This is a genomic window from Xanthobacter sediminis, assembly GCF_043195015.1.
GTDB lineage: Bacteria > Pseudomonadota > Alphaproteobacteria > Rhizobiales > Xanthobacteraceae > Xanthobacter.
The window spans coordinates 213,738-234,078 of record NZ_JBAFWH010000004.1; the positions used below are offsets into that span (position 1 = coordinate 213,738).

Here is a 20,341-nt window from a genome sequence, read left to right on the forward strand (position 1 = left end):
GCGACTTTATGCGGAGACGCGGCTGTCGCATGATGGCGCTAAGCGAGAATTGCCGCGCGCCAATCCCGAGGGCCAACCCCGGAACCGGAGGAACACCCGCATGCCCCACAAGCGAGCGCCCGTGCGGCGCGAGCGCGCCACCAAGATCGTGGCGACCGTCGGCCCCGCATCCCATGCGCCGGAGAAGCTGGAAGCCCTGTTCCGGGCCGGCGTGGACGTGTTCCGGCTGAATTTCAGCCACGGCACCCAGGCCGACCACGGCGCGGTGCTGGAGCGCATCCGCCGGCTGGAGAAGGACGAGGGCCGGCCCATCGGCGTCATCGCCGACGTGCAGGGGCCGAAGCTGCGCGTCGGCCGCTTCAAGGAGGGCTCCGTCTCCTTCGCGCCCGGCGACATCCTCCATTTCGACGCCGACACCGATCGGCCGGGGGAGGGACGCCGCGTGCCCATTCCCCATCCCGACATCCTGGAGGCGCTGCCGGTGGGCGCCACCGTGCTGTGCGACGACGGCAAGGTGCGCCTGAAGGTGGTGGAGAAGGGGCCGGGCTATCTGGAGGCCAGGGTGGTGGCCGGCACGCGCCTGTCCAACACCAAGGGCTTCAACATCCCCGATGTGGTGCTGCCGCTTTCCCCGCTGACCGAGAAGGACCGGCTCGACCTCGAGTTCGCCTGCGCGGCCGGGGTGGAGTGGATCGCCCTCTCGTTCGTGCAGAAGCCGCAGGACATCCACGAGGCGCGCGCCCTCATCAAGGGCCGCGCGGCGGTGATGCTGAAGATGGAGAAGCCCTCGGCGGTGGAGCACCTGACCGAGCTGGTGGAGCTTTCCGACGCCATCATGGTGGCGCGCGGCGACCTGGGCGTGGAGATCTCGCTCGCGGAGGTGCCGGCCCTGCAGCGCCGCATGATCGCCGAGGCGCGCCGCTTCGGCCGCCCGGTCATCGTCGCCACCCAGATGCTGGAATCCATGATTCAGGCCCCGGTGCCCACCCGCGCCGAGGTCTCCGACGTGGCGACCGCCGTCTACGAGGGGGCGGACGCGGTGATGCTCTCCGCCGAGACCGCCGCCGGCCAGTATCCGGTGGAGGCGGTGACGGTGATGGACGAGGTGATCCGCCACGTGGAGTGCGACCCCGGCTATCGCAAGGTGCTCGGCGCCTCTGAGGCGGATTTCGGCAGCGCCATCGGCGACGCTGTCATCAAGGCGAGCTACCAGGCAGCGGTGGCGGTGGGGGCCTGCGCCCTGGTCGCCTTTACGCTCTCGGGCACCACGGGTCTGCGCGCCGCGCGCGAGCGGCCACAATTGCCCATCCTGGGCCTCACGCCCAGGATCGGCACCGCGCGGCGGCTGGCGCTCTCCTACGGCGTGCACGCGGTGCACATGAAGGAGGACATCCACTCCTTCGGCGAGATGGTGGACACGGCGGTGCGCACCACGGTGGAGCATGGCCTGGGGCGGCCGGGAGACCGGCTCGCCATCTGCGCCGGCGTGCCCTTCGCCCAGCCCGGGAGCACCAACATCATGCGCATCACCACCATCGGCGCCGATGATCCGCCGTCCCGCTACGACGTGGATGCGGCGGTGGGCGCCGCGGCGCGGACGGACACGGCGCGCGCCGGCTAAGGTGTATTCATGCGGGAATAACAAGTAACCCCCCGCCCATTGCGGGCGGGGGGTTGGCATTCTTTGGCTGGGAAAAGTATTTGTGCGCGAGCTGTTCCGCATGCGTGGTATCGCCGCAACGCATATCAGGGTAACGCCTGGAATTGCTTCGAGAAAAATGCTTCCGGTTATAAGATTTGCCGGCTTATAATTTTAAGAGGGGTGGACGTCGTGCGTGCTGCGGCGCATCTTCAACCTGTTCCAACTCTCGCGTTGCGTCATTATGGCTGTCGAAGTCGAGCGAAAGTTCCTCGTGGTTTCAGAGGCTTGGCGAGAGGGCGCGGAGTCCTGCCCCATTCGCCAGGGCTATCTCTGCCTCGGCGCGGACACCACCGTGCGCATCCGCGTGGCGGGCCCGCGCGCCTTCATCACGGTCAAGAGCAAGACCGAGGGCATCTCGCGCGCGGAGTTTGAATACGAGATCCCCCTCCATGATGCCGAGGTCATGCTTCGGGACCTGTGCGACGGGCCGCTGATCGAGAAGACCCGCTATTCCCTCATGCACGCCGGCAAGCTCTGGACCGTGGATGTGTTCGGCGCCGACAACGCCGGCCTCGTGGTGGCGGAGGTGGAGCTCACCCATCCCGAGGAGCGGGTGGCGCTGCCGCCCTGGGTGGGGGAGGAAGTGACCTCCGATCCCCGCTATCGCAACTCCGCCTTGGTGAGCGCGCCGCTGGGCGACGCCCGCTGCGAGATCTGACGGCTCAGGCTTTTTCCGCGCCGGGCTTGCCCAGCGCCGCCTCTATGGCGAGCAGGTCACGCCAGGCGAGACGCTTGCCGATGGGCGTGCGCAGCAGATAGGCCGGATGGAAGGTCGCGACCGCGCGGATCGCGCGCGTACCGGTCTCGTACTCCATGAAGCGGCCGCGCAGCCGGGTGATGCCCTCCGTGGTGCCGAACAGCGCCTGCGCCGACTGGCCGCCCAGGCACACCAGCAGCTCCGGGTTCGCCAGCTCGATCTGGCGGGCGATGAAGGGCCGGCAGATGGCCGTTTCCTGCGGCGTCGGCGCCCGGTTTCCCGGCGGCCGCCAGGGGATGATGTTGGCGATATAGGCGCTCGAACGGTCGAGGCCGATGGCCCCCAGCATCAGGTCCAGCAGGCGTCCGGCGCGGCCTACGAAGGGCAGGCCCTGCTGGTCCTCGTCACGCCCCGGCGCCTCGCCCACGAACATCACCCGCGCGCCCGGGTTGCCGTCCGCGAACACGAGCCGGCTCGCGGTGCGCTTCAGCGCGCAGCCCTCGAACCCCTCCATGAGCGCGCGCAGCTCCTCCAGGCTGGCAGCGCCGCGGGCCGCCTCGCGCGCGGCCATCACCGCCTCGTCGGGCGAATGCGGGGCGACCACGGGCGGGCGGGACGCGCCCTGGGCGTGCGGCTGGGCGCGGGACGGGGCGGCGCGGGCCGCGGGCAGGGCAAACTCCTGCGATCCGCCGTCCAGCTCCTGCGGCGCGGCGCGCGCATGCTGCTCGGCCGCGCTTTCGGCGAAGCGGTCCACCGGCGCCTCGCCGAGGGCCACGTCCACCCCGGCTTCCAGATGGAAGGCGAGAAGGTCGGACCAGTCGTGGGGCGGGTGATCGTTCATCGAAGTCCGGGCCGGGCGCGGCGGCGCGCCTCACGCGTTCTGCAGGGCGAACCTATGGCACGCCGGCACCCGCGGGTGAAGCAGCGTATTGCTGCATGTGCGTCCACGGACATGGGGACAACCGGCGGGTCGGTCAAGTCGTCGCACCTTGTGGCCATCTCGCGAATTGTCAGGACGGCCCAACCGTGGAAGAACTCCAACGAAAGCACGATGACGTAAGCGGGAGCTTAGGGGATGAGCGCGGCCGAACTGCCTGAACGCGAAGGCATGGACTACGACGTGGTGGTGGTGGGCGGTGGGCCCGCCGGTCTTGCCACGGCCATTCGCTTGAAGCAGCAGGCGGCCGAACGCGGCACCGAGATCTCGGTGGTGGTGGTGGAGAAGGGCTCCGAGGTGGGGGCCCACATCCTCTCCGGCGCGGTGGTGGACCCCTCGGGTCTCGACCAGCTCCTGCCCGGCTGGCGCGAGGAGGAGGACCGCCCCCTCGTCACCCAGGTGAACGACGACCACTTCTACCTGCTCGGCCCGGCCGGCGGCGTGAAGCTGCCCAACTTCGCCATGCCCCCGCTGATGAACAACCACGGCAACTTCATCGGCTCGCTCGGCAATGTGGCGCGCTACCTCGCCCGCAAGGCGGAGGAGCTGGAGGTGGAGATTTATCCCGGCTTCGCCGCCAACGAGCTGCTGTTCGACGAGAAGGGCGCGGTGCGCGGCGTCGCCACCGGCGACATGGGCGTGGGCAAGGACGGCGAGCCCAAAGCCGAGTTCACCCGCGGCATGGAGCTGCGCGGCCGCTACACCGTGTTCGCCGAGGGCGCGCGCGGCCAGCTCTCCAAGCAGCTCATCGCCAAGTTCGGCCTCGGCGAGGGCCGCGAGCCGCAGAAGTTCGGCATCGGCCTCAAGGAGCTGTGGAAGGTCAAGCCGGAGAAGCACAAGCCCGGCACCGTACAGCACGCCTTCGGCTGGCCGCTCGATTCCAAGACCGGCGGCGGCGCCTTCCTCTACCACATGGAGGATGAGCAGGTGATGGTGGGCTTCGTGGTCCACCTGAACTACCAGAACCCCTGGCTCTCCCCGTTCGAGGAATTCCAGCGCTTCAAGACCCACCCCATCTTCAAGGATACGTTCGAGGGCGCCAAGCGCATCTCCTACGGCGCCCGCGCCATCACCGAGGGCGGCTGGCAGAGCGTGCCGAAGCTGTCCTTCCCCGGCGGCGTGCTGGTGGGCTGCGCGGCCGGCTTCGTGAACGTGCCGCGCATCAAGGGCAGCCACAACGCGGTGCTCTCCGGCATCCTCGCGGCCGATCACCTGGTGGAGGCGCTGGCCGCCGGCCGCAGCCATGACGAGCTTTCGAGCTACGAGGACGCCTGGCGCGGCTCGGCCGTGGGCGATGACCTGAAGAAGGTCCGCAACGTGAAGCCCCTGTGGTCCAAGCTCGGCACCTACATCGGCATCCCGCTGGCGGGGCTCGACATGTGGGCCAACACCCTCGGGTTCTCGCTGTTCGGCACGCTGAAGCACGGCAAGGCGGACTACGCCACCCTGAAGCCCGCCGCCAAGTGCAAGAAGATCGCCTATCCCAAGCCCGACGGCGTGCTCACCTTCGACAAGCTGTCCTCGGTGTTCATCTCCAACACCAACCACGAGGAGGACCAGCCGGTTCACCTCAAGGTGGCGGACATGGCGCTGCAGAAGTCGTCCGAACTCGGCGTCTACGGCGGCCCGTCCAACCGCTACTGCCCGGCCGGCGTGTACGAGTGGGTGGAGGAGGGCGGCGAGGGTCCGCGTTTCCAGATCAACGCGCAGAACTGCGTGCACTGCAAGACCTGCGACATCAAGGACCCGAACCAGAACATCACCTGGACCGCGCCCGAAGGCGGCGGCGGGCCGAACTATCCCAACATGTGATGGCGGGGCCTGTGAGCGTTGCGCATGGGCCCTTTGCCGGTCCCCTGTGCGCCATCGTGCAAGACTCGCCCGATGCCTGCGTGGGGCAGAACGGCATGAGTTGATCCGGTTGGCGCCGGGTTGGCGCACCTCATGGCACGCAAGGAAAAAGGCCGGTGGGTTTCACGCCCACCGGCCTTTTTGTCATGCTTTGCCTGTGGGGTGCCGGATCAGGCCACCTGGTTGCGGCTCTCGGGGTGGCAGGCAATGATGTTGCAGAACTCGGTCGGGCGCGTCGTGAGCGCGGTGAGCCGGCCTTCCCAGTCGAGGCGGAAGAAGCGATAGCCGAGGCCCGCCAGCGTGTTCCAGGGGGCGGCCGGGTCGCCGCCGCTGGAGAGCAGGGCCGGGCAGTTCATCTCGAAGATAATGACTGGGTGCCAGGTGGAGATGGTCTTGAGGCCGCCGGCGAGCACCCGCTGCTCGGCGCCTTCCACGTCGATCTTGATGCTGTCCACCCGCGGCAGCGCGAGGTCGGCCACCAGCGCGTCGAGGGTGGTGATCTCCACTTCCTCCGCCTCGGTGGCGGCGCCGTCGTTGACGAGGGAGAATGCCTGCGGGTCGTCGCCCACGGGATTGTGGAACAGGGAGGCCCGGCCGGCGGCGTCGGCGAGGCCCTTGCGCACCAGGGTCACGTTCTTGAAGTCATTGAGCGTGGCGTTGTGGACCAGCAGGTCGCCCGCCTCCTTGCCTGGCTCCACCGAGACGATGCGGCTCGCGCGCGGGGCCATCTTCAGGGAGAACAGGCCCACATTGGCGCCCACGTCCACGAACACGTCGCCCTTGGCGACGAAGCGGTCGAGATATCTCAGCTCCGGTTCCACCTGGTCGCGCAGCAGGAATACCGAGACGGTGGTGTAGCGCAGGTCCGCAGGCACCTGCATCACCGCGCCGCCGGGCACCAGGTGGAAGGTGGGCCGCTGGCCCAGCGCCACCAGCGTCGCGAGACGGGCGACGCGGGCCAGCACCGTCAGGGGCGCCTGCTTGAACGCTTGCTCGTTCAGAAGCTTCTTGATCCGCTTTAGCATCATCGCCCCTGCAATCTCATCCGGCTGGAAAATCGCGTTCGGTTGGCCCTTCCGGCCGGGGCCTCTGCGGTGACGACACCGGCATCGGCAGGGGAAGGGAAGCTTCGGTCCGGGCGTGTCCGCAGCCGCCCGGAAGGTAGACATGAGAATAGGCGGGGGATGTCAACAAGGCGTAGCGCGCCGCGTATCCCCGCCGCTTGCATGGCCGGCCGCCGCCCGATGGTCTCCAGCGTCCGGCTCCATGGCGTGCCGCAACGCCGGGGCACTTTCGTCCCTGGCGCCGCGCGGCGCCGGCGGGCGAGAAGGCCGCGGTGTCGCGGACCTTGTGTCGCGCCATTCGCGCGGGTGGCCCTGGGTTCGCGGCAACCCTGGATCGCGCATGGCGGATGCGTTCATGGACGCTCAGGCGCCCGGCTTCGTCACCAGGAAGGGCCCAACCGCGAGCCAGTTCAGGCCCGAGTTCAGGAGCACATGCACAGCATCGCGTGGACGGTGCACCAGCGGCAGGCCATGCAGGTTGAGCGAGGTGTTGAGCAGCCCGCCCACGCCGGACTGGGCCGCGAAGCGCTGGATGAGGTCCCAGTAGGCCGGGTTGGTCTCCTGCGTCACCACCTGCGGGCGGCAGGTGCGGTCGTAGGGGTGGGTGCCCGCCTTGAGCTGTTCCGCGCCGGCGCCGGTGGTGTCGAAGGAGAGGATCATGTAGGGCGCGGAGACATGCTTGGGATTGCGCAGGTAGATGTCCGCATATTCCGCGACCATGGATGCGGCGAACGGCATCCAGAAGTCGCGGCTCTTCACCATCTCGTTGATCTCGCGGATGACGTCCGGATTGCGCGGGTCCGCCAGGATCGCCCGGTTGCCGAGCGAGCGGGCGCCGAACTCCTCGCGACCGGCGAAGCGGCCCACCACATGGCCCTGCGCCAGCAGCCCGACCACCGCGTCGTTGATGTTGTCCGGGCGCGAGAGGACGATGTCGCCGCGCTCGGTCCATTCGGAGAGGTCGGCGCGGATCTCCTCGTCGGACCAGTCGGGGCCGAGATACATGGAGGCGAGGGCCGGCACGGCGCCTCCGCCCTCGCGCTCGGCACGGGCGAGGTAGGCGGCGCCGATGGCGTTGGTTTCATCGCCGCAGGAGGGGAAGACGAAGATGCTCTCCACCTCGTCCATTTCCATGATCCGCTTGTTGGCCTTCACGTTCATGAAGACGCCGCCGGAGAGGCAGAGCCGGCCGATGCCGGTCTCCGCCACCGCGCGGCGCACGAACTCGCAGAGGATTTCCTCAGTGAACAGCTGGACGCCGCCCATGATGTTGTCGAAGCGCTGCTCGAAGAAGAGCTTCTCCAGCACCGGCTGGATGTGCAGCGTGTGCGGCACGCCGGGGGCGCGGGACCACACCGGGCTGCGGTCGTCCACCCAGCGGAACAGGGTGTGCAGCCGGTCGGCGATCTTGCGGCAGCCGGACATGGCGGCATAGGGCGCCATGCCCATGATCTTGTATTCGTGCTCCAGCGGCACCATGCCGAGCATATAGGTGACCACCGCATAGAGCGTGCCGAATGAATCGGCGTAGGGCACCTCGTGCAGCAGCTTCAGCGTGTTGTTCTCGCCGATGCTGACGCTGGCGCACAGGCCGTCGCCGCCGCCGTCCACGGTGAGCACCAGCATCGGCTTGCTGCGGTCGGGCTGGCCGAAGTAGGCGGTGGCGGCGTGGCAGGCGTGGTGGCCATAGGTCTTGATGGCCTCGGGGCGGAAGCCCATGGCCACGTAGGCATCATGGCGCTGCTGGGCGCGCTGGCGCTCCACCGCCAGCCGCAGCGGCGTCTGGCCGATGGCGGTGCGCACCCGTCCCTGCCAATGGGCCGAGCGGCGGAACACGTCGATCCACCCGGCGCGGTCGAGCGGCACCGTCGGCAGGCCGGCGAGGGCGAGCACCGAGACGTCCTGCGGCTTCACGCCGGTCTCCCGCAACAGCCATTCGAGGCCCATGGCGGGAACGCCGTGGTAGTTCTTGACGCGCCGAAGGCGTTCTTCCTGAACGGCCGAGATCGTTCCATCCTGGGACAAAGCGGCAACCGCAGAATTGTGGGAATCGCTGACGCCGATGACGGTCACTTTCACACTCCGAAAGACAATGTGCGCCAAGCCGGAATGGCTTTGTCAATGGCAGGGGGAGTAAAGAGGGGTTCTACGGGAGGAAGGATGACGCTTTGGACACGGCTTTTGACAACAGCCTAGTTCGCCGAGCGTTAAAAAGCGATGTCCTTGTCGTCGCGTCAACTGTCTGGGCGCGCGTGTCGTCGGGTGTCCCGCGCGCCGTGGGCATCGCCCCGTTGGCCATGCGCTCGGCGCAGGCTCCCCTCGGTTTCGCAGCCGGTTTCTGCCCGCGCTCACCTGCCCGCGGGAGGGACGTGCCTCATGCCGCCTGTGGCCGGCCCAGCCACCGCCGGCGCGGACGCCCCGGCGGTGGGCGGAAGGCTGCCGGCACCGCGGGCTGCGAGGCGCTGGTGGCGTAGACGACGAGCGCCAGCGCGACACCGAGCTCGCCCGGCTGGAGCACCAGCGAGTAGACCGCGGAGGTCAAGAGCAGGTAGAGCACGTAATCGGACACGGCGAGCGCGAAGGGGTCACGCGCCGCCATGCCGCGCCGGGCGGTGAAGACGAAAGCCCATACGTGCACCATCAGCACCAGGATGGCGCCCGTCAGCCCATATTCGAACACCACGCCGAGCCAGCCCAGGTCCGAGATGAAGAACTGGCTGTAGCCGAAGATGTCGGCGAGCGTGACCGAGCCGAAGCGCGTGGTGGCACCCACGCCGAAGATCCAGCGCATGGTGTGGTCGCCGAGGTAGCGCACCGCGATCGCGCTTGAGTTCTGCCGCACCGAGAGCGAGCCGCCGAGGCTCTGTTCCATGCTGTCCCAGCCCGAGCCGCCGAACAGGCCGAGCTTGGCCGCCACCATCACCAGCATGGGCACCATCATGGCGATCCCGATGCCGATGGCGAACCGTCGCGCCCGGCCCGGCAGGGACATGACGATGCCGTATGCGGTGACCAGCACCGCCATCAGGATCGCGGTGCGCTGCTTGTAGGTGAGCACCTGGATCAGCAGGCACACCGGGATGAGGAACAGGCGGAAGGGCCGCCGCTCGATCACGAAGCTGCGGCCCAGGTAGAAGATGAAGATCATGCCGAAGAACATCGACATGTAGACGCGTCGGCCGCGGTCGGTGTCGTATTGCAGGAGCTTGCCGTTGATGGGGTCGGTTACGAACCAGGAGCGGGGCGCCAGCGTGTAGAGCAGCACCAGCAGCACGAAGGTGGCGATGCCGTAGGAGAGGCACACCGCGCGCACCCGCTCCGGCGGCAGCGCCATGAGGGAGAGCAGGCCGGCGAGCGCGAAATAATAGGTGAAGGGCCACGCCTTCACCGTGGTGGCGAGCGCGTCGAGGAGGCCGTTGCCGAGCTGGATGATGGAGATCAGCGGCGTGAAGCCCAGGAGATAGGCGAGCAGCAGCAGGAACAGGTTCCGCCCCGGCAGCCGCAGGCGGATAGCGCCGTAGAGGCTGAGCGGAAACATGAGGAACGGCCACGCCTTCGACAGGAAGTAGGGCGGTGGCAGCTCGTTCAGGTAATGGAACACCTGGGCGAAGAAGGGCAGGGCGAAGATGAGCGCGAGCGTCGCGGTCCTGGAGACGGAGGGCCCCCCGTAGGCGCGCGTGCGCACCCGCCGCCGCAGCGGCATTTCCACCTTCCGGGCCGGACGCGTGGGGCCCGCCACGCTCATGGCGTGCTGTCCGTGCCGTCCGGCTTCGCCATGCCATAGGCTGCGGGGTTCAGCCGGGCCTTGGCTGCGGCAAGGAAGACCGGCATGGAATCCACGAACACGCGCTTCACTTGAATCTTCGGGTCCTGCACCAGCCGGTGCAGCCACTCCACCCCCAGCCGGCGGTAGGCGAGCGGCGCGCGGGTGGAAAGGCCGGTGAGGAAGTTCAGCGAGTTGCCCACGCACAGGCCGGTGCCCACCGCCTTGCCGCTGCGCCAGACGAGGCGCGTGACATATTCGGAGCGCGGCGAGCCGGTGACGAAGAAGACATAGCGGGCCGGGTGGTCCAGCACGAAGGAAACGCAGCGCTCCACTTCCTCGGGCTTGTTGATGAAGCCCATGGGCGGCACATGCATCGCCACGTTGGTGAGGTGGTAGCGCGCCTTGAGGCGCTCCAGCATCTCATCCGAGCCGCCGATGATGGTGATGGCGTCGTCAGGCCGGATGTGGCGCTCGAACAGGGCGGTGGTGATGTCGGAGCCGGGCGCGCGGGGAATGTGGAGGCCGAACAGCTGGCGCGCCAGCGCCCGCGGCACCGCCCCATCCATGGTGTGCAGCCAGGCGTTCTCGTAGATCTCGATGAAGACCGGGTCCTTCAGCTCGTTGAGCCGGGTGAGGTTGGCCGCGTTGGGGGTCACCACATAGGCGAACGGGGCGCCCGGCGGCCGCGCGGCGATGAGGGCCGCCGCGCCTTCCGTGTCGAGGCACGCGAACGGCACGTTGAGGAAGGTGATGGTCTGCACGTCCGCCGGCAGGGCGACGGGCTGCGGCAAGGCTTCCTGCGGCAAGGCTTCCTGCGGCATGGCTTCTGGTTCCGCTCCTGTGTCCGGCCGCAGGGCGCCGTGCACCGGCTCCCGTGCCCCATCCTGCCGGGGCGGCGCCCGCCCGCTCAGGGGACGAGCGAGGTGGTGCCGCCGTTCTGCGTGTAATTGCCGATGGTATAGCTGAACGAGCGCTGGAACGGCACCACGCGATTGATGAACTGGTCGATCCAGAGATTGACCTCGGCGATGGAGCTGCGCGGCACGAAGATGATGTCGCCGCTCTGGAGCGGCACGTCGCCGTCGGAGAAGCCGGTTTCGATCATTTCGCGCACGTCGATCAGGCGCAGCATGGGCAGGTTGTCGGGCCCGCGGCGGATGAGCGCCACCTGGCCGGTGCGCGCCTCCTCGGTGAAGCCGCCCGCCATCACCACGCCCTGCAGCACGCTGATGCCCGAGCTCTCCACCTTGATCATGCCGGGCTGCTTCACCATGCCGCCCACATAGACGCGGGGGCCGGCTGCCGCCTCCAGGGACACCACCACCTTCTGGTCCACCAGCTCCTTGCGGGAGGCCTTGCGGACGTACTCCTCGACCCCGGTGAGGGTGGACCCCTCCACCCGGATCTGGCCGATGGCGCGCGGGGCGATGGTGCCGTCCGGGCTGACGGTGAGTTCCTCGTCCATGTCGCGGGTGATGAAATACTTGAGCTTCAGCCGATCGCCCGGGCCCACCCGATAGGCGGGCAGGGTGTCGGTCCAGGGGCGGAAACGGTCGGCATTGACCTCGGTGAAGCGCAGCTCGTGGCCGGTGGTGAAGGGGGGCGTGCCCGTGTTCTGCGAGGTGGCGATGGCGGCGCAGCCGCTCAGGGCGAGGGGGCCGGCGATGAGCACCAGCGCCACCGGCACCGCGCGCCGGCTGGTCCGGTCCCGCACCATGTGGCGAGCGGATGCGATCCAACCGCACCGGGGCAAGACCATCGAGGACTCCCAAAATGACACGTTCGCACCGCGCCCGCCGCGTCCTGGCCGATCGATCCCTCCGGCCTCCGGAGCGGTGATGCCGCCAGCACGAGCTGAACCGCAATTCTTGGTTAACACACGCTAAAGCCGCACGGTTAACAAAGTCCTTAACGCTACGCTGCAAAGCAAAATAGCCCCAGCTTCCGACCAGGGCAGGCGGTAGCGAAATGTCGCGTGGGCCTGTGGATGGCGCGCGTGCGGTGCGGTAGGGGAGGGTAGAATGCGCGCCGCCGCCCGCCCGGCCGCGATTGCGACGGGGCGGGCGTGCGGGACGAATCACGCGGATGCGGGCGAGGGGAGGAGGGGTGCCCGAGGGCACCCGCGCGGCGCCCTCAGGCGCGGCGGTAGAGCCACGCGGGCAGGTAAAAGCGCCGTCCGAAGAAGACGAGCCCCAGCAGCGTGCCGCCCGCCTCGGCCACCGTGTCGCGCAGGTGGATGGCGGCCGGCTTGCGGGTGATCTCCGCATGAACGGTGAGAATGTTGCCGTCCACCAGCTGGGTGAGGCGCTGGGTCACCAGCGAGGAGCCCTGGAGGCTGGAGCAGATGATGATGCAGTCGAAGGCGACCTTGAGCGCCTTGATCATCTCCTCTCCTTCCACCACCGGCAGCCGCACGCTGAGCAGGGGCGAGGATTCCACCTCCGCCGCAGACCACAGCAGCGGCACGGGAGTGGTGGTCACCGCAAGGCCGCCGATCACCTCCATGTGCCCGGTGTGCAGCGGATAGGGGGTGTAGGAGCTGAGGTCCACCAGCAGGGTGCGCAGGCGGCGCTGGGTGGCGAACTCCTCCGCGAGGCGGCGGCAGAACCAGGGCAGGGTCTCGTCGCGATCGGGCGAGAGGAAGTGCATGGCGCGCAGCGGCACGTCGTCGATGCGCGTGTCGAGCAGGAGTGTGGCGCAACTGCCGATGGCCTGGTCCACCGCCGGGCTGGCGTGCTCCTCCACGCCCTCATCGAAGGTGGCGAGGTTGGGCAGGTCCAGGAGGCGCTCCGGCTCGCTGGGCATGATGAAGGTGGTGCGCAGCACCGACGCGATCGCGCCCGCCGCTGCACCGAACAATATGCCGCCGATAAGGCCGCCCGCCAGCATGGGCAGCACCAGCGAGCGCTTGGTCACCGCCGCCCCGGCTTCCTGCACCAGGCGCACGTTGGACTGGCGGGTGCGGGCTGCGGTTTCCTCGATGTTTGCGGCCACCGCCCGGCGCAGGTACTCGCGATAGCCCTCGCTCAGGGTCTCCCGCTGGCGGGTCAGCTCGACGAGTCGCGTCTCGGCGCCGCGCAGGATGTCGATGCGCTGCTGCGCGGCGGTGCGCTGCTGCTCCAGCTCGGCCCGCTGCTTGCCGAGGGAATCCTTCTCCACCTTCAGGTTGAGGACGAGATTGTCCACATAATTGATGGACGGGTTCCGCGAGGCGCGGTCGGTGTAATAGGGGTTCTGCCCGCGCTCGGCGATGCGCTTGCGCATCGTGTCGATCTTTTTCTGCACCTCCTTCAGCAGCGGGCTGCCGGGAGCGTACTGGGCGGCGAGGCGGTCGCGCTCCAAAAGGAGCTGGGTGAGCTGGTTGGAGCTGTCGTCGCCCTGGAGGGCGTCGCTCTTCTCCGCGAAGTCGAACACCGAGTCAGGCAGCGCGCGGCGCTGGGCCTCGGCCTCCGCGAGCTGGGCGGCAAGGGTGGCCTCGCGCTCGTCCACCTGCCGGATGCGCTGCACCACGCTGTCCATCTGGTTGGAGGCGAGGATGGCGTCCTGGTTGAAGTCGATCACGCCCACCTTCGCCTTGAGCGCCTCGATGTCGTTATCGGCTGTCGTGAGGTCACGCTTGAAGCGGTCAACCTCCAGCATCAGGATCTTGGCGGTGGGATTCTCGAACACCTTGCGGCGGCTGGCGAGGTAATTCTGCACCAGCGCGTCGGTGGTCTTGATGGCGATCTCGCGGTCCGGATTGGTGAACTGCACCTGGATGATGTTGGAATCGGACACCACGTCCGCGCGCAGGCTGCGGCGGAAGCGCTCGATGGCCTGGTCCATTTCGTCCTGGCTGGAACTGAGCATGCGGGCGAGGCTGCTCAGCGGGCCCGGCGGAAACAGCCGGTCGAGGCCGATCTGCTCGATGGTGGTGCGGATCACCTCCGCGCTCTCGATGATCTGGACCTCGGATTCCACCTGCTTCAGGCCCTCCACCGTGAGCACGGCGGGGCCGGTGTCGGTGATGTTACCGGCGTTGGAAACCTCGCGGTTCACGATCACCAGCATCAGGCTGGAGGCGGTATATTCGGTCTTGGCGAGGGCGGCAGCGGCGATACCGATCACCAGCGGCACCAGGGCCGCTGCCGCCACCACGCGGATATGGAAGAAGGCGGCGATCAGGAAGTCGCGCAGCGTGAAGCTCGGCGCCTCCGCGGCGATGGCCGGTGCGAGTGCGGTGTCGTCCGCCGTGCCGGCCTGTTGCGCCATCGACATGCTTCCCCCTGCGGCCATCCGCCTCTTGCTCCCCCGCCGCGGCGGCTGCGCCCCCGCGCCCCGCCGGCGTCCCGTCCCGGCTGGCCGCGCGGCCGCGAAGGCGGCATCACGCAGGCGGGTCTCGCCGGAGAATCATGCCGTGGCCCGATTACCCCGCGGTTAAGCGGTAGTGCGCAAAGCCGGCGCGCTCAATAGGCCCGCCGCATCAGCTTCAGCACCGCCAGCGTGGTGCCGATGGCCCCCTGGGCAATGAAGAGCGAGGTGGCCACTGCCGCGCCGATCATGCCGAAGGGGGGAATGAGCGCGAAGCACAGGATGATGCAGCTCGCGAGCTGGGCGCCGTTCAGCCAGCGCAGCACCCGCCCGTGACCGGTCATGGCGAGCATCACGTCCTGGGTCGGCAGCAGGCAGTTGATGAGCTGTCCCACCGCCATGATGACGAGCGCGGGCGCCGCCGCCTCGAATCCCGGGCCGATGAGGTGCAGAAGCCAGCCCGGCGCCGCCAGCATCACCAGGATGGCGGGCACGCCGCAGGCCGCGATGGCGAGGCGCGCACGCCGGTTCAGCCCCCGCAGCTGGTCGAAGTCGCCGGTGCGATGGGCCGCCGCGAACGACGGCGCGGCGATGGTCGAGATCGCGATGATGACCACCCAGATCAGTACCGTGATGCGGCTCGCCACGCTGAACCCGCCCACCGCGGCGGCGCTGGCATAGGCCGCCAGCACCATGGTGGGGATGGAATTGAGCGCCGACTGCACATTTTCCACGATGGCCAGGGGCCACGCAGTGCGCCACAGCGCCGGCAGTCGTTCCACCGGCCCATCCTTCGGCGTGTTCACGGCGAGCTTGCGCCGTTCACCGAGGAGCAGCCCGAAGCCCAGGGCCGCGCTCACGATGTTGGCGAACGCCAGCGCGTAGAGGATGCCGTGGAGCGAATGGATGCCGAGCGCCAGCGCGCCGAAGGTGAGGATGGGCCACAGGCCGTTCTGCACGAACTGCCCCGCCACGCCCCGGTGGCAGCCCGTGAGCGCGTGCGCCGCGAAGATGCACAGCGCCTGGGGCAGGATGGATGCCGCCGAGATCATCAGCGGCACGGTCAACGCATGCTCTTTGAAAACATAGGTGGCGAGCGGCTCGGCGGCGAGCACGGTGGCGAGGCTCGCGGCGAGGCCGCCCGCCGTCACCCACAGCGTGCCCGTCAATAGCGCTTTGCGCGCGTCCGGCCCGCGCCCCACCGCGAGTTCAGCGGCGATATGGCGCATCACCGCCTTTTCGAAGCCGCCGCGCGCCACCGTGGCCGCGGCGCTCACCCAGGTGTTGCAGAGGAAGAACAGGCCCGCCTCCACCACCCCCAGGATGCGCGCCGTGAGCATGTAGAGGCCGAGCTTGCCCACCACCTCCAGCCCGCGCACCACCAGCGCGGCGCCGAACGCCCATTGGGCGAGGATGAGGCGGAGGATGGGCTTGAGCTGGAGCTTCATGGGGCTCTTGATGGCTGGCGCCGGGCGGCGCGATGGGGAGGGGGCGTAGCCGGGGAGGCGTCAGCGGGCGGTGGTGCTCGCTGGCTAGCGAAGGAGATGCGGCGCGCCGCTGTCTCGCGCCCGCGCCCTGGTGCTATGAAGGATGGTGAAGCCGGGCCGCGCCGGGCCGCCAGCCCTTTCCGGGAGGGGCGCCGCGGCGTGCTGGCCGTAGCCGGAAAATGGGTTTCGCCGGATCGGCGGAAATGGGGAGATGTTCGGACCGATGAGGCGCACGCGGAAACGACTCCGGGCCATGATCGAGGCCCGATTCATGATGCACGTGCCGGTTCAAGCCGCAAGGGCGTGCGCCCTCGCTGCTCTGCTCGCGGCGCTGGCGGCCGCCACCTCCGCGCGGGCGCAACTGCAGATCCTCGATCTCAATGACCTGCCGCGGCAACGGACCCTGACCCCCATGAACCGCCTGCTGCCCATCGACCCCCATGTGGTGATCCGCGCTTATCTCGCGAAGAACCTGCCGAGCCTGTGGTGGGGGCGGGAAGCCGATTTCGGCAACGGCCGCACCGCATTGGAGATCCATATCCCGGATGGCTGGCAGGGCAATCCCACCACTGCGATGATGCGCCTCTGCCCCCAGACGAACGACAATCTGTGGCGCACCTTCCGCGAGATCGAGCTGCGCCCGTTCTTCCAGAAGAAGTTCTGGCCGAGCTGGACCTGTCGCTTGTAACGGGCGGCGCGGACCTGCTTTGCGAGGGCCGCCGCGGCAGAGCTGAACGACCGTTTCCGGCAAGCCTTCGATAGGCAGGCGAAGCGCGACCTTCGTTGGAGGCGATATGGCTGCCGGGGAGCCTGGGATTTTCGAGATCGTGGGTCGCTCTCGATGGGCAGGTTGCCGCCCGCGGATCGCCGATCCCCAGGAGGCGCGTCCCTGTGGGACGGGCGAAAGCCGTGTTTCAAAAGCTGACGCGGACAGAAGCGGTTGTTGCGAAACCGGCGCCTGCCCGTCCTGGCATGGACGAATGGCGCTGCTGGCGCGCAAACGTAACGCTTCGATAGCGCACCGCTGGCTCAGCCCAGAAACCGGTGCGAATGGCAGAAGCCGGGAGTGGAGTGCATGCTTGACTAAACAACAGCGGCAGTCGGAAAACCGAAAGGCGCTTTCCGGGCCACGCCGCTAAAGCGGAGGCGTGGCCTGATGCGTCAGGAGACGAACTGGTCGCCCAGGCCCTGATGCGTCGGCTGCGCCTGCACCACGCGGCCCTTGTAGGCACGGTCGAAGCCGAACACGAGAGCGGTCACCGCAAACGCGAAAAAAATCAGCGTGCTGGTGGTGCTGAAAGTAATCAGGAGGCCCGCGAACAGCTCGAAGCTACGCTCCGGATAGCGCACAATGAAAGGCAGACCAATCGCCGCAAGGGCAATGAAGATGGACAGGCGGCGCAGCATCGCACTTCTCCGGAGGGCGCGGCCCATATCCTCACCGGGCCATCCACCTGTTTACCACGCAGGGCTGGTGGTGAAAAGACCGCTTACACGCTCACGTTCGCGTGTCAGGCCCCCAGGGCGTAGCAGGCGCGCGCTGTCGCACGTCATGCACGGCCGGCTTTATCGGGACCGCTTCGTCTGGGGGGGGCGCGGTGGCGACGACCAGCGTGTGGCTTCGTGGTCGCTCCTGAAAGGGCGCATTTCCCTCTGTCCCAGCCAACTGGACCGGGCGCGGCAAGGCAGGGGTGCTAAAGAAAAAGCCGTCGCCGTTGCCGGCGACGGCTTTCGTATAACCAGAGGCCAGCGACGGAAGCGCGGTGCACCCTCTAGGCGATCGGCGCGAAAGAAGCTCGCGCCGCGGAGGTTCAGATAGAGCGCTCCACCATCATCTTCTTCACTTCGGCGATCGCCTTGGCCGGGTTCAGGCTCTTCGGGCACGCCTGCGCGCAGTTCATGATGGTGTGGCACCGATACAGCCGGAAGGGATCTTCCAGATTGTCGAGCCGGGCGCCGGTGCGCTCGTCGCGGCTGTCCTTCAGCCAGCGGGTGGCCTGGAGCAGGGCGGCCGGGCCGAGGTAGCGGTCGCCGTTCCACCAATAGCTCGGGCAGGAGGTGGAGCAGCAGGCGCAGAGGATGCACTCATAGAGGCCGTCGAGCTTCTCGCGGTCTTCCTTGGACTGGCGCCATTCCTTCTCGGGGGGGGCGCTGTCCGTCTGAAGCCAGGGCTCGATGGAGGCGTGCTGTGCATAAAAGCGGGTGAGGTCCGGCACCAGGTCCTTCACAACTTCCATGTGCGGCAGCGGATAGACGCTCACCACGCCCTTCACCAGCACTTCGTCCATGCCCTTGGTGCAGGCGAGGGTGTTGGTGCCGCCGATGTTCATGGCGCACGAGCCGCACACGCCTTCGCGGCAGGACCGGCGGAAGGTCAGCGTGGGGTCGATCTTGTTCTTGATGTAGATGAGGCCGTCGAGCACCATCGGGCCGCAGTCTTCGCGGTCCACGTAGTAGGTGTCGATGCGCGGGTTGCGGCCGTCATCGGGGTTCCAGCGGTAGATGCGGAACTCGGTGAGCTTCTTGGCGCCGGCCGGCTTCGGCCACACCTTGCCCGGTGTGATCTGGGAGTTTTTCGGGAGAGTGAACTCAGCCATGGGACGTCCTGGATCGCTGGAGCGGTGGTCGCTTGAGGCAGGACCGCCCGCAGGAATTCTGGCCGTGGCCGCACGCGCCGCAGCCGGCGCGCGCGGTCGAGGGAGAGGGCGTCAGTACACGCGCTTGCGGGGCTCGATGTACTGAATGTCGTTCGACAGCGTGTAGGTGTGCACGGGCCGGTCATCGAGCCGCACCGCACCGGTCTTCGAGTCGAAGTAGGCGAGGGTATGCTTCATCCAGTTCGCGTCGTCGCGATCGGGATAATCCTCGCGGGCGTGGGCGCCACGGCTCTCCTTGCGGTTCGCCGCGCTTTCCATGGTCACCACCGCCTGACCGATCAGGTTCTCGAATTCCAAGGTCTCCATGAGATCGGAATTCCAGATCAGGCCGCGGTCGGACACGCCGATATCGCTGGAATGATCGAACACTTCATGGATGAGGGTCTTGCCCTCTTCCAGAACCTCGCCGGTGCGGAAAACGGCGCAGTTGTTCTGCATCACCTTCTGCATGGAGAGGCGCAGCTCTGCCGTCGGGGTCGAGCCCTTCGCGTAGCGGGCGGCATCGAGGCGCGAGAGCGCAAGCTCGGCGCTATTCTCCGGCAGCGGATTATGCTTCTCGCCGGGCTTCACCAGCTCGGCGGCGCGCAGGCCGGCGGCGCGGCCGAACACCACGAGGTCGATCAGCGAGTTGGAGCCAAGCCGGTTGGCGCCATGCACGGACACGCAGGCGGCTTCGCCGATGGCCATCAGCCCGGGCACGACCGTGTCGGGATCGCCCTGGCGCTTGTCCAGAACCTCGCCGAAGTAGTTCGTGGGGATGCCGCCCATGTTGTAGTGCACGGTGGGCAGGATCGGGATCGGCTCGCGGGTCACATCCACGCCGGCGAAGATCCGGGCGCTCTCGGAGATGCCGGGCAGGCGCTCGTGGAGGATGGCCGGGTCCAGGTGGTCGAGGTGGAGGAAGGCGTGGTCCTTGTTCTTGCCCACGCCGCGGCCTTCGCGGATCTCCATGGTGATGGAGCGCGAGACCACGTCGCGGGAAGCGAGGTCCTTCGCGGAGGGCGCGTAGCGCTCCATGAAGCGCTCGCCCTCGGAATTGGTGAGATAGCCACCCTCGCCGCGGGCACCCTCGGTGATGAGGCAGCCCGAGCCGTAGATGCCGGTGGGGTGGAACTGCACGAATTCCATGTCCTGCAGCGGCAGGCCTGCGCGCAGCACCATGCCGCCACCGTCGCCGGTGCAGGTATGGGCCGAGGTGGCGGAGAAGTAGGCACGCCCGTAGCCGCCGGTGGCGAGCACGGTGAGGTGCGAGCGGAAGCGGTGGATGGTGCCATCGTCAAGCTTCAGCGCCACCACGCCGCGGCAGCGGCCTTCCTCGTCCATGATGAGGTCGATGGCGAAGTATTCGACGAAGAACTCGGCCTTGTGCTTCAGCGCCGCGCCGTAGAGCGTGTGCAGCATGGCGTGGCCAGTGCGGTCGGCGGCGGCGCAGGTGCGCTGGGCGGTGCCCTTGCCGAAATGCGTGGTCATGCCGCCGAACGGGCGCTGGTAGATCTTGCCGTCCTCGGTGCGGGAGAAGGGCACGCCCCAGTGCTCCAGCTCGTAGACGGCGGCGGGCGCGTTGCGCACCAGATACTCGATGGCGTCCTGGTCACCCAGCCAGTCCGACCCCTTGACGGTGTCGTACATGTGCCATTCCCACTTGTCGTCGCCCATGTTGCCGAGGGACGCCGCGACGCCGCCCTGGGCGGCCACCGTGTGGGAGCGGGTGGGGAACACCTTGGTGATGCAGGCAGTGCGCAGGCCGGCTTCGGAGCAGCCCACCACGGCGCGCAGGCCCGCGCCACCCGCACCCACCACGAGCACGTCGTAGGTGTGGTCCTGGATGGGGTAGGCAGCGCCCAGCTTGGACGGCGCGGCCGCCCCATTGGTTGCGGTATCGGCCATGTG

At 68.1% G+C, this 20,341-nt stretch carries 15 protein-coding genes; 4 read left to right on the forward strand and 11 right to left on the reverse strand.

From position 1 onward, the window contains the following. Positions 1–100 precede the first annotated feature (100 nt). Both pyk and V5F61_RS07010 read left to right on the forward strand, forming a co-directional pair. Complete coding sequence (gene pyk / locus V5F61_RS07005; protein ID WP_393987758.1) at positions 101–1,621, forward strand: pyruvate kinase; 1,521 nt, start codon at positions 101–103, stop codon at positions 1,619–1,621. 214 nt (positions 1,622–1,835) lie between these two features. Continuing rightward, positions 1,836–2,360, forward strand: coding sequence for a CYTH domain-containing protein (locus V5F61_RS07010; protein WP_394104019.1), 525 nt, complete (start codon positions 1,836–1,838; stop codon positions 2,358–2,360). A gap of 4 nt (positions 2,361–2,364) precedes the next feature. Here the strand turns inward: V5F61_RS07010 and V5F61_RS07015 are convergent, their stop codons facing one another. Continuing rightward, positions 2,365–3,240, reverse strand: coding sequence for a uracil-DNA glycosylase (locus V5F61_RS07015; protein WP_393987756.1), 876 nt, complete (start codon positions 3,238–3,240; stop codon positions 2,365–2,367). 234 nt (positions 3,241–3,474) lie between these two features. Here V5F61_RS07015 and V5F61_RS07020 point away from each other — a divergent pair, with 234 nt between their 5' ends. Continuing rightward, positions 3,475–5,148 (forward strand): electron transfer flavoprotein-ubiquinone oxidoreductase, encoded by a 1,674-nt coding sequence (locus tag V5F61_RS07020; RefSeq protein ID WP_393987755.1) that lies wholly within the window; start codon positions 3,475–3,477, stop codon positions 5,146–5,148. A 209-nt stretch (positions 5,149–5,357) separates the two neighbouring features. Here V5F61_RS07020 and V5F61_RS07025 read toward each other — a convergent pair whose 3' ends face one another. From V5F61_RS07025 to V5F61_RS07055, 7 genes are all read right to left on the reverse strand, one after another. Beyond that, a complete protein-coding gene (locus tag V5F61_RS07025) occupies positions 5,358–6,215 on the reverse strand; it encodes an FkbM family methyltransferase (protein WP_393987754.1) in 858 nt (285 codons plus the stop codon). 399 nt (positions 6,216–6,614) lie between these two features. Then, positions 6,615–8,324, reverse strand: a complete 1,710-nt coding sequence (locus V5F61_RS07030) for a carbamoyltransferase C-terminal domain-containing protein (RefSeq protein ID WP_393987753.1) — start codon at positions 8,322–8,324, stop codon at positions 6,615–6,617. A gap of 301 nt (positions 8,325–8,625) precedes the next feature. Then, complete coding sequence (locus V5F61_RS07035) at positions 8,626–9,996, reverse strand: hypothetical protein (RefSeq protein ID WP_393987752.1); 1,371 nt, start codon at positions 9,994–9,996, stop codon at positions 8,626–8,628. Next, positions 9,993–10,838, reverse strand: coding sequence for a WecB/TagA/CpsF family glycosyltransferase (locus V5F61_RS07040; RefSeq protein WP_393987751.1), 846 nt, complete (start codon positions 10,836–10,838; stop codon positions 9,993–9,995). Before V5F61_RS07040 ends, V5F61_RS07035 begins: the two co-directional genes overlap by 4 nt. A gap of 86 nt (positions 10,839–10,924) precedes the next feature. After that, the gene (locus tag V5F61_RS07045; protein ID WP_393987750.1) at positions 10,925–11,776 is read right to left on the reverse strand and encodes a polysaccharide biosynthesis/export family protein; all 852 of its coding nucleotides are present in this window, start codon (positions 11,774–11,776) and stop codon (positions 10,925–10,927) included. Positions 11,777–12,150: 374 nt separating this feature from the next. After that, on the reverse strand, positions 12,151–14,274 hold the full coding sequence (locus tag V5F61_RS07050) for an exopolysaccharide transport family protein (RefSeq protein ID WP_393987749.1): 2,124 nt from the start codon (positions 14,272–14,274) through the stop codon (positions 12,151–12,153). 188 nt (positions 14,275–14,462) lie between these two features. After that, positions 14,463–15,755 carry an oligosaccharide flippase family protein gene (locus tag V5F61_RS07055; RefSeq protein ID WP_394104020.1) on the reverse strand — a complete coding sequence of 431 codons (1,293 nt, stop codon included), beginning with the start codon at positions 15,753–15,755 and terminating at the stop codon, positions 14,463–14,465. A 292-nt stretch (positions 15,756–16,047) separates the two neighbouring features. Here V5F61_RS07055 and V5F61_RS07060 point away from each other — a divergent pair, with 292 nt between their 5' ends. Beyond that, positions 16,048–16,482, forward strand: a complete 435-nt coding sequence (locus tag V5F61_RS07060; protein WP_393987748.1) for a hypothetical protein — start codon at positions 16,048–16,050, stop codon at positions 16,480–16,482. 473 nt (positions 16,483–16,955) lie between these two features. Here V5F61_RS07060 and V5F61_RS07065 read toward each other — a convergent pair whose 3' ends face one another. The 3 genes from V5F61_RS07065 to sdhA form a co-directional block, all read right to left on the reverse strand. Then, a complete protein-coding gene (locus tag V5F61_RS07065; protein ID WP_393987747.1) occupies positions 16,956–17,201 on the reverse strand; it encodes a hypothetical protein in 246 nt (81 codons plus the stop codon). Between the two features lie 404 nt (positions 17,202–17,605). Next, entirely contained in the window at positions 17,606–18,391 is a 786-nt protein-coding gene (locus V5F61_RS07070) for a succinate dehydrogenase iron-sulfur subunit (protein WP_393987746.1), read from the reverse strand. 111 nt (positions 18,392–18,502) lie between these two features. After that, complete coding sequence (sdhA, locus tag V5F61_RS07075) at positions 18,503–20,338, reverse strand: succinate dehydrogenase flavoprotein subunit (RefSeq protein ID WP_393987745.1); 1,836 nt, start codon at positions 20,336–20,338, stop codon at positions 18,503–18,505. Between the last annotated feature and the right edge of the window lie 3 nt (positions 20,339–20,341).

What these genes read in the sequence shown, in the direction of transcription:
- pyk (WP_393987758.1), top strand. Translation starts at nt 101, where the DNA reads ATGCCCCACAAGCGAGCGCCCGTGCGGCGCGAGCGCGCCACCAAGATC.
- V5F61_RS07015 (WP_393987756.1), bottom strand. Translation starts at nt 3,240, where the DNA reads ATGAACGATCACCCGCCCCACGACTGGTCCGACCTTCTCGCCTTCCAT.
- V5F61_RS07020 (WP_393987755.1), top strand. Translation starts at nt 3,475, where the DNA reads ATGAGCGCGGCCGAACTGCCTGAACGCGAAGGCATGGACTACGACGTG.
- V5F61_RS07025 (WP_393987754.1), bottom strand. Translation starts at nt 6,215, where the DNA reads ATGATGCTAAAGCGGATCAAGAAGCTTCTGAACGAGCAAGCGTTCAAG.
- V5F61_RS07035 (WP_393987752.1), bottom strand. Translation starts at nt 9,996, where the DNA reads ATGAGCGTGGCGGGCCCCACGCGTCCGGCCCGGAAGGTGGAAATGCCG.
- V5F61_RS07040 (WP_393987751.1), bottom strand. Translation starts at nt 10,838, where the DNA reads ATGCCGCAGGAAGCCTTGCCGCAGGAAGCCTTGCCGCAGCCCGTCGCC.
- V5F61_RS07045 (WP_393987750.1), bottom strand. Translation starts at nt 11,776, where the DNA reads ATGGTCTTGCCCCGGTGCGGTTGGATCGCATCCGCTCGCCACATGGTG.
- V5F61_RS07050 (WP_393987749.1), bottom strand. Translation starts at nt 14,274, where the DNA reads ATGTCGATGGCGCAACAGGCCGGCACGGCGGACGACACCGCACTCGCA.
- V5F61_RS07055 (WP_394104020.1), bottom strand. Translation starts at nt 15,755, where the DNA reads ATGAAGCTCCAGCTCAAGCCCATCCTCCGCCTCATCCTCGCCCAATGG.
- V5F61_RS07060 (WP_393987748.1), top strand. Translation starts at nt 16,048, where the DNA reads ATGATCGAGGCCCGATTCATGATGCACGTGCCGGTTCAAGCCGCAAGG.
- V5F61_RS07065 (WP_393987747.1), bottom strand. Translation starts at nt 17,201, where the DNA reads ATGCTGCGCCGCCTGTCCATCTTCATTGCCCTTGCGGCGATTGGTCTG.
- V5F61_RS07070 (WP_393987746.1), bottom strand. Translation starts at nt 18,391, where the DNA reads ATGGCTGAGTTCACTCTCCCGAAAAACTCCCAGATCACACCGGGCAAG.
- sdhA (WP_393987745.1), bottom strand. Translation starts at nt 20,338, where the DNA reads ATGGCCGATACCGCAACCAATGGGGCGGCCGCGCCGTCCAAGCTGGGC.